The sequence below is a fragment of the Cupriavidus sp. GW823-FHT07B10 genome, from assembly GCF_058794355.1.
Map to the genome: position 1 here is coordinate 1 of NZ_JBXAGS010000039.1, position 8231 is coordinate 8231.

General features: G+C 63.6%; 9 protein-coding genes. 8 read left to right on the plus strand and 1 reads right to left on the minus strand.

The features are described 5' to 3' along the window. Positions 1 to 33: 33 nt before the first annotated feature. Complete coding sequence (merR, locus tag AC1Q6V_RS34540; RefSeq protein ID WP_003131969.1) at positions 34 to 468, minus strand: mercury resistance transcriptional regulator MerR; 435 nt, start codon at positions 466 to 468, stop codon at positions 34 to 36. Between the two features lie 71 nt (positions 469 to 539). Here merR and merT point away from each other — a divergent pair, with 71 nt between their 5' ends. The 8 genes from merT (at position 540) to AC1Q6V_RS34580 (ending at position 8198) form a co-directional block, all read left to right on the plus strand. Then, entirely contained in the window at positions 540 to 890 is a 351-nt protein-coding gene (gene merT / locus AC1Q6V_RS34545) for a mercuric ion transporter MerT (protein ID WP_003131974.1), read from the plus strand. A 12-nt stretch (positions 891 to 902) separates the two neighbouring features. Next, positions 903 to 1178 (plus strand): mercury resistance system periplasmic binding protein MerP, encoded by a 276-nt coding sequence (gene merP / locus AC1Q6V_RS34550; RefSeq protein ID WP_003131987.1) that lies wholly within the window; start codon positions 903 to 905, stop codon positions 1176 to 1178. A gap of 71 nt (positions 1179 to 1249) precedes the next feature. Next, positions 1250 to 2935, plus strand: a complete 1686-nt coding sequence (merA, locus tag AC1Q6V_RS34555; protein ID WP_003156770.1) for a mercury(II) reductase — start codon at positions 1250 to 1252, stop codon at positions 2933 to 2935. A gap of 17 nt (positions 2936 to 2952) precedes the next feature. After that, on the plus strand, positions 2953 to 3318 hold the full coding sequence (merD, locus tag AC1Q6V_RS34560) for a mercury resistance co-regulator MerD (RefSeq protein ID WP_000995360.1): 366 nt from the start codon (positions 2953 to 2955) through the stop codon (positions 3316 to 3318). Further along, complete coding sequence (gene merE, locus AC1Q6V_RS34565; protein ID WP_003132004.1) at positions 3315 to 3551, plus strand: broad-spectrum mercury transporter MerE; 237 nt, start codon at positions 3315 to 3317, stop codon at positions 3549 to 3551. Before merD ends, merE begins: the two co-directional genes overlap by 4 nt. Further along, entirely contained in the window at positions 3548 to 4537 is a 990-nt protein-coding gene (locus AC1Q6V_RS34570; protein WP_003132006.1) for a DUF3330 domain-containing protein, read from the plus strand. The genes merE and AC1Q6V_RS34570 overlap by 4 nt, the downstream gene beginning before the upstream one ends. 131 nt (positions 4538 to 4668) lie before the next feature. Then, the gene (locus AC1Q6V_RS34575; protein WP_003124096.1) at positions 4669 to 5229 is read left to right on the plus strand and encodes a recombinase family protein; all 561 of its coding nucleotides are present in this window, start codon (positions 4669 to 4671) and stop codon (positions 5227 to 5229) included. Between the two features lie 2 nt (positions 5230 to 5231). Continuing rightward, positions 5232 to 8198, plus strand: a complete 2967-nt coding sequence (locus AC1Q6V_RS34580) for a Tn3 family transposase (protein WP_001138070.1) — start codon at positions 5232 to 5234, stop codon at positions 8196 to 8198. The last annotated feature ends 33 nt before the right edge of the window (positions 8199 to 8231 follow it).

The following is an 8231-nucleotide window of genomic DNA, read 5'->3' on the forward strand; positions in this document are numbered from 1 at the left end:
GGGGTCGTCTCAGAAAACGGAAAATAAAGCACGCTAAGGCATAGCCGAACCTGCCAAGCTTGCTCCACCCTGTAGTGACGCGATCAGCGGGCAGGAAACGTTCCCCCTTCGCGCATGGCAGGCGCACACCAACTCAGACAGCACGGCCTCCATGCGCGCCAGGTCAGCCATTTTCTCGCGCACGTCCTTGAGCTTGTGCTCGGCCAGACTGCTGGCTTCCTCGCAATGGGTGCCATCCTCCAGCCGCAGCAGCTCGGCGATCTCATCCAGGCTGAAGCCCAGCCGCTGGGCTGATTTCACGAAGCGCACCCGCGTTACATCCGCCTCGCCATAGCGGCGGATGCTGCCATAGGGCTTGTCAGGCTCCAGCAACAAGCCCTTGCGCTGATAGAAACGGATGGTCTCCACATTGACCCCGGCCGCCTTGGCGAAAACGCCAATGGTCAGGTTCTCCAAATTGTTTTCCATATCGCTTGACTCCGTACATGAGTACGGAAGTAAGGTTACGCTATCCAATTTCAATTCGAAAGGACAAGCGCATGTCTGAACCAAAAACCGGGCGCGGCGCGCTCTTCACTGGAGGGCTTGCCGCCATCCTCGCCTCGGCTTGCTGCCTCGGGCCGTTGGTTCTGATCGCCTTGGGGTTCAGCGGCGCTTGGATCGGCAACTTGGCGGTGTTGGAACCCTATCGCCCCATCTTTATCGGCGTGGCGCTGGTGGCGTTGTTCTTCGCCTGGCGGCGCATCTACCGGCAGGCAGCGGCCTGCAAACCGGGTGAGGTCTGCGCGATTCCCCAAGTGCGAGCTACTTACAAGCTCATTTTCTGGATCGTGGCCGCGCTGGTTCTGGTCGCGCTCGGATTTCCCTACGTCATGCCATTTTTCTACTGATCGGAGTTCACCATGAAGAAACTGTTTGCCTCCCTCGCCCTCGCCGCCGTTGTTGCCCCCGTCTGGGCCGCCACCCAGACCGTCACGCTGTCCGTACCGGGCATGACCTGCTCCGCCTGCCCGATCACTGTCAAGAAGGCGATTTCCAAGGTCGAAGGCGTCAGCAAAGTTGACGTGACTTTCGAGACACGCCAAGCGGTCGTCACCTTCGACGATGCCAAGACCAGCGTGCAGAAGCTGACCAAGGCAACCGCAGACGCGGGCTATCCGTCCAGCGTCAAGCAGTGAGTCACTGAAAACGGCACCGCAGCACAACGGACGTCATTGTCTGGCGCCACAAACGATAAAGGATCTGTTGCATGACCCATCTAAAAATCACCGGCATGACTTGCGACTCGTGCGCGGCGCACGTCAAGGAAGCGCTGGAAAAAGTGCCAGGCGTGCAGTCGGCGCTGGTGTCCTATCCGAAGGGCACAGCGCAACTCGCCATCGTGCCGGGCACATCGCCGGACGCGCTGACTGCCGCCGTGGCCGGACTGGGCTACAAGGCAACGCTAGCCGATGCGCCACTGGCGGACAACCGCGTCGGACTGCTCGACAAGGTGCGGGGATGGATGGCCGCCGCCGAAAAGCACAGTGGCAACGAGCCCCCGGTGCAGGTAGCGGTCATTGGCAGCGGTGGAGCCGCGATGGCGGCGGCGCTGAAGGCCGTCGAGCAAGGCGCGCAGGTCACGCTGATCGAGCGCGGCACCATCGGCGGCACCTGCGTCAATGTCGGCTGTGTGCCGTCCAAGATCATGATCCGCGCCGCCCACATCGCCCATCTGCGCCGGGAAAGCCCGTTCGATGGCGGTATTGCGGCAACTGTGCCTACGATTGACCGCAGTAAGCTGCTGGCCCAGCAGCAGGCCCGCGTCGACGAACTGCGGCACGCCAAGTACGAAGGCATCCTGGGCGGTAATCCGGCCATCACCGTTGTGCACGGTGAGGCGCGCTTCAAGGACGACCAGAGCCTTACCGTCCGTTTGAACGAGGGTGGCGAGCGCGTCGTGATGTTCGACCGCTGCCTGGTCGCCACGGGTGCCAGCCCGGCGGTCCCGCCGATTCCGGGCTTGAAAGAGTCACCCTACTGGACTTCCACCGAGGCCCTGGCGAGCGACACCATTCCCGAACGCCTTGCCGTAATCGGCTCGTCGGTGGTGGCGCTGGAGCTGGCGCAAGCCTTTGCCCGGCTGGGCAGCAAGGTCACGGTCCTGGCGCGCAATACCTTGTTCTTCCGTGAAGACCCGGCCATCGGCGAGGCGGTGACAGCCGCTTTCCGTGCCGAGGGCATCGAGGTGCTGGAGCACACGCAAGCCAGCCAGGTCGCCCATATGGACGGTGAATTCGTGCTGACCACCACGCACGGTGAATTGCGCGCCGACAAACTGCTGGTTGCCACCGGTCGGACACCGAACACGCGCAGCCTCGCGCTGGACGCAGCGGGGGTCACTGTCAATGCGCAAGGTGCCATCGTCATCGACCAAGGCATGCGCACGAGCAACCCGAACATCTACGCGGCCGGCGACTGCACCGACCAGCCGCAGTTCGTCTATGTGGCGGCAGCGGCCGGCACCCGTGCCGCGATCAACATGACCGGCGGCGATGCGGCGCTCGACCTGACCGCAATGCCGGCCGTGGTGTTCACCGATCCGCAAGTGGCGACCGTGGGCTACAGCGAGGCGGAAGCCCACCACGACGGGATCGAGACCGACAGCCGCACCTTGACCTTGGACAACGTGCCGCGTGCGCTCGCCAACTTCGACACACGCGGCTTCATCAAGTTGGTTATCGAGGAAGGCAGCCATCGGCTGATCGGCGTACAGGCGGTCGCGCCGGAAGCGGGTGAACTGATCCAGACGGCGGCTCTGGCCATTCGCAACCGCATGACGGTGCAGGAACTGGCCGACCAGTTGTTCCCCTACCTGACGATGGTCGAGGGGTTGAAGCTCGCGGCGCAGACCTTCAACAAGGATGTGAAGCAGCTTTCCTGCTGCGCCGGGTGAGAAAAAGGAGGTGTTCAATGAACGCCTACACGGTGTCCCGGCTGGCTCTTGATGCCGGGGTGAGCGTGCATATCGTGCGCGACTACCTGCTGCGCGGATTGCTGCGCCCGGTGGCGTGCACACCAGGCGGCTACGGCTTGTTCGATGACGCCGCCTTGCAACGGCTGTGCTTCGTGCGGGCGGCCTTCGAGGCGGGCATCGGCCTCGACGCGCTGGCGCGGCTGTGCCGGGCGCTGGATGCGGCGGACGGCGACGAAGCGGCCGCGCAGCTTGCCCTGCTGCGTCAGTTCGTCGAGCGTCGGCGCGAAGCGTTGGCCGATCTGGAAGTGCAGTTGGCCACCCTGCCGACCGAGCCGGCACAGCACGCGGAGAGTCTGCCATGAACAACCCCGAGCGCTTGCCGTCCGAGACGCACAAACCGATCACCGGCTACCTGTGGGGCGGACTGGCTGTGCTGACTTGCCCCTGCCACCTGCCCATCCTCGCTGTCGTGCTGGCCGGCACAACCGCCGGTGCTTTCCTCGGCGAGCATTGGGTCATCGCGGCGCTCGGTTTGACCGGCCTGTTCCTTCTGTCCCTGTCGCGGGCGTTGCGGGCATTCAGGGAAAGAGAATGAGCGCTTTCCGGCCGGATGGATGGACGACGCCGGAACTGGCCCAAGCGGTCGAGCGCGGGCAGCTTGAACTGCACTACCAGCCCGTCGTCGATCTGCGCAGTGGTGGGATTGTCGGCGCGGAAGCCCTGTTGCGCTGGCGTCATCCGACGCTTGGACTATTGCCACCGGGCCAGTTCCTGCCCGTGGTCGAATCGTCCGGCCTGATGCCTGAAATCGGCGCTTGGGTGCTGGGCGAAGCCTGCCGCCAGATGCGTGACTGGCGAATGCTGGCATGGCGACCGTTCCGGCTGGCCGTCAATGTTTCGGCGAGCCAAGTGGGACCGGACTTCGACGGGTGGGTAAAGGGCGTGCTGGCTGATGCCGAGTTGCCCGCCGAGTATCTCGAAATCGAGCTGACCGAATCGGTCGCGTTTGGTGATCCGGCGATCTTCCCCGCCCTGGACGCCTTGCGGCAGATCGGTGTGCGCTTCGCCGCCGATGACTTCGGGACGGGGTATTCCTGTCTGCAACATCTGAAGTGCTGCCCAATCAGCACGCTCAAGATCGACCAATCGTTTGTCGCCGGGCTCGCCAACGACCGCCGCGACCAAACCATCGTGCACACCGTGATTCAGCTTGCGCACGGGCTGGGCATGGATGTGGTGGCTGAAGGCGTGGAAACATCGGCGAGTCTTGATCTATTGCGACAAGCGGACTGCGACACAGGACAAGGCTTCCTGTTCGCGAAGCCAATGCCGGCGGCGGCATTCGCCGTCTTCGTCAGTCAATGGAGGGGTGCCACCATGAATGCAAGTGACTCGACCACCACCAGTTGCTGCGTGTGCTGCAAGGAAATCCCGCTCGATGCCGCCTTCACCCCGGAAGGCGCGGAATACGTCGAGCACTTCTGCGGGTTGGAGTGTTATCAACGCTTCGAAGCGCGTGCCAAGACAGGGAACGAAACCGATGCCGATCCGAACGCCTGCGACTCGCTACCGTCAGATTGAGGCATAACCCTAACTTGGCGTCAGACCATCCGGCGCTAAATCGTCAGAATAGAGTTGCCTTCCGAATTGATTGACATACGCCGTCAAGGGTCATAGATTTCTTCCTGACACATTTCCCTCAGGAGGATACCTTGCACGGTCAGCGCATCGGTTACGTCCGCGTCAGCAGCTTCGACCAGAACCCAGAACGGCAGCTCGAACAGATCCAGGTGGATAAAGTGTTCACCGACAAGGCGTCGGGCAAGGACACACGGCGGCCCGAACTGGAACGGCTGCTCGCCTTCGTGCGCGAAGGCGACACGGTCGTGGTGCACAGCATGGATCGTCTGGCGCGCAACCTCGACGACCTGCGCCGCCTGGTGCAGGGCCTCACCCAGCGCGGCGTACGCATCGAGTTCCTTAAGGAGCATTTGACCTTCACCGGCGAGGACTCGCCGATGGCGAACCTGATGCTGTCGGTAATGGGCGCGTTCGCCGAGTTCGAACGCGCCTTGATCCGCGAGCGGCAGCGCGAGGGCATCGCGCTCGCCAAGCAGCGCGGGGCCTACCGTGGCAGGAAGAAATCCCTGTCGTCTGAGCGTATTGCCGAACTGCGCCAACGTGTCGAGGCTGGCGAGCAAAAGACCAAGCTGGCTCGTGAATTCGGAATCAGTCGCGAAACCCTGTATCAATACTTGAGAACGGATCAGTAAATATGCCACGTCGTTCAATCCTGTCCGCCGCCGAGCGCGAAAGCCTGCTGGCGTTGCCGGACACCAAGGATGAGTTGATCCGTCACTACACGTTCAGCGAAACCGACCTCTCCATCATCCGGCAGCGGCGCGGCCCGGCCAACCGGCTGGGCTTCGCCGTGCAGCTCTGTTACCTGCGCTTTCCTGGTGTCATCCTGGGCGTCGATGAGCCGCCGTTTCCGCCCTTGTTGAAACTGGTCGCCGACCAGCTCAAGGTCAGCGTCGAAAGCTGGGACGAATACGGGCAGCGGGAGCAGACCCGGCGCGAGCACCTGGTCGAACTGCAAACGGTGTTCGGCTTCCAGCCCTTTACCATGGGCCACTACCGGCAGGCCGTCCAGTTGCTGACCGAGATGGCCTTGCAGACCGACAAGGGCATCGTGCTGGCCAGCACCTTGATCGAGCACCTGCGGCAGCAGTCGGTCATTCTGCCTGCCCTCAACGCCGTCGAGCGGGCGAGCGCCGAAGCAATCACCCGCGCCAACCGGCGCATCTACGATGCCTTGGCCGAACCGCTGTCGGACGCGCATCGCCGCCGCCTCGACGATCTGCTCAAGCGTCGGGACAACGGCAAAACGACCTGGCTGGCCTGGCTGCGCCAATCGCCCGTCAAACCGAATTCGCGGCACATGCTGGAACACATCGAACGCCTCAAAGCGTGGCAGGCGCTCGACCTGCCTTCTGGCATCGAGCGGTCGGTGCACCAGAACCGCCTGCTCAAGATCGCCCGTGAGGGTGGCCAGATGACGCCCGCCGACCTGGCCAAGTTCGAGGCGCAGCGACGCTATGCCACCCTGGTGGCGCTTGCCATCGAGGGCATGGCCACCGTCACCGACGAAATCATCGACCTGCACGACCGCATCCTGGGCAAGCTGTTCAACGCCGCCAAGAACAAGCATCAGCAGCAATTCCAGGCGTCCGGCAAGGCGATCAACGCCAAGGTGCGGCTGTTCGGCCGCATCGGCCAGGCGCTGATCGAGGCCAAGCAGGCGGGCCGCGATCCGTTCGCCGCCATCGAGGCCGTCATGTCCTGGGATGCCTTCGCCGAGAGCGTCACCGAAGCGCAGAAGCTTGCGCAGCCCGAGGACTTCGATTTCCTGCACCGCATCGGCGAAAGCTACGCCACGCTGCGCCGCTACGCGCCGGAATTCCTTGCCGTGCTCAAGCTGCGGGCCGCTCCCGCCGCGAAGGACGTGCTCGACGCCATCGAGGTGCTGCGCGGCATGAACAGCGACAACGCCCGCAAGGTGCCCGCCGACGCGCCGACCGAGTTCATCAAGCCGCGCTGGCAGAAGCTGGTCATGACCGACACCGGCATCGACCGGCGCTACTACGAACTGTGCGCGCTGTCGGAGATGAAGAACGCGTTGCGTTCCGGCGACATCTGGGTGCAGGGGTCGCGCCAGTTCAAGGACTTCGAGGACTACCTGGTGCCGCCCGCGAAATTCGCCAGCCTCAAGCAGGCCAGCGAATTGCCGCTGGCCGTGGCCACCGACTGCAACCGGTACCTGAACGACCGGCTGACGCTGCTGGAAACACAGCTTGCCACCGTCAACCGTATGGCGACGGCCAACGAGCTGCCGGACGCCATCATCACCGAGTCAGGCTTGAAGATCACGCCGCTCGACGCGGCGGTACCCGACACCGCCCAAGCGCTGATCGACCAGACGGCAATGATCCTGCCGCACGTCAAGATCACCGAACTGCTGCTGGAGGTGGACGAATGGACGGGCTTCACTCGGCATTTCGCGCATCTGAAATCGGGCGACCCGGCCAAAGACAAGAACCTGTTGCTGACCACGATCCTCGCCGACGCGATCAACCTGGGCCTGACCAAGATGGCGGAGTCTTGCCCCGGCACGACCTACGCCAAGCTGGCTTGGCTGCAAGCCTGGCACATCCGCGACGAAACCTACGGGGCGGCGCTGGCCGATCTGGTCAACGCACAGTTCCGCCATCCCTTCGCCGAGCACTGGGGCGACGGCACCACCTCATCGTCGGACGGCCAGAACTTCCGCACCGGCAGCAAGGCCGAGAGCACCGGCCACATCAACCCGAAATACGGGAGCAGCCCAGGGCGGACGTTCTACACCCACATTTCTGACCAGTACGCGCCATTTCACACCAAGGTCGTGAACGTCGGCGTGCGCGATTCGACCTACGTGCTCGACGGCCTGCTGTACCACGAGTCCGACTTGCGGATCGAGGAGCATTACACCGACACGGCGGGCTTCACCGATCACGTCTTCGCCCTGATGCACCTCCTGGGCTTCCGCTTCGCGCCGCGCATCCGCGACCTGGGCGACACCAAGCTCTACATCCCGAAGGGCGACGCCGCCTATGACGCGCTGAAACCCATGATCGGCGGCACGCTCAACATCAAGCACGTCCGCGCCCATTGGGACGAAATCCTGCGGCTGGCCACCTCGATCAAGCAGGGCACGGTGACGGCCTCCCTGATGCTCCGAAAGCTCGGCAGCTACCCACGCCAGAACGGCCTGGCCGTGGCGCTCCGCGAGCTGGGCCGCATCGAGCGCACGCTGTTCATCCTGGACTGGCTGCAAAGCGTGGAACTGCGCCGCCGCGTGCATGCCGGCCTGAACAAGGGCGAGGCGCGCAATGCGCTGGCCAGGGCAGTGTTTTTCAACCGCCTGGGTGAAATCCGCGACCGCAGTTTCGAGCAGCAGCGCTACCGGGCTAGCGGCCTCAATCTGGTAACGGCTGCCGTCGTGTTGTGGAACACGGTCTATCTGGAACGGGCTGCGCACGCGCTGCGTGGCAACGGCCATGCCGTTGATGACGCGCTGTTGCAGTACCTGTCGCCGCTCGGTTGGGAGCACATCAACCTCACCGGCGATTACCTCTGGCGCAGCAGCGCCAAGATCGGCGCGGGCAAGTTCAGGCCGCTACGACCGCTGCAACCGGCTTAGCGTGCTTTATTTTCCGTTTTCTGAGGCGACCCC

Excerpts from the sequence above, each read along its gene's own strand:
- merR (WP_003131969.1), bottom strand. The coding sequence starts at position 468 with ATGGAAAACAATTTGGAGAACCTGACCATTGGCGTTTTCGCCAAGGCG.
- merT (WP_003131974.1), top strand. The coding sequence starts at position 540 with ATGTCTGAACCAAAAACCGGGCGCGGCGCGCTCTTCACTGGAGGGCTT.
- merP (WP_003131987.1), top strand. The coding sequence starts at position 903 with ATGAAGAAACTGTTTGCCTCCCTCGCCCTCGCCGCCGTTGTTGCCCCC.
- merA (WP_003156770.1), top strand. The coding sequence starts at position 1,250 with ATGACCCATCTAAAAATCACCGGCATGACTTGCGACTCGTGCGCGGCG.
- merD (WP_000995360.1), top strand. The coding sequence starts at position 2,953 with ATGAACGCCTACACGGTGTCCCGGCTGGCTCTTGATGCCGGGGTGAGC.
- merE (WP_003132004.1), top strand. The coding sequence starts at position 3,315 with ATGAACAACCCCGAGCGCTTGCCGTCCGAGACGCACAAACCGATCACC.
- AC1Q6V_RS34570 (WP_003132006.1), top strand. The coding sequence starts at position 3,548 with ATGAGCGCTTTCCGGCCGGATGGATGGACGACGCCGGAACTGGCCCAA.
- AC1Q6V_RS34580 (WP_001138070.1), top strand. The coding sequence starts at position 5,232 with ATGCCACGTCGTTCAATCCTGTCCGCCGCCGAGCGCGAAAGCCTGCTG.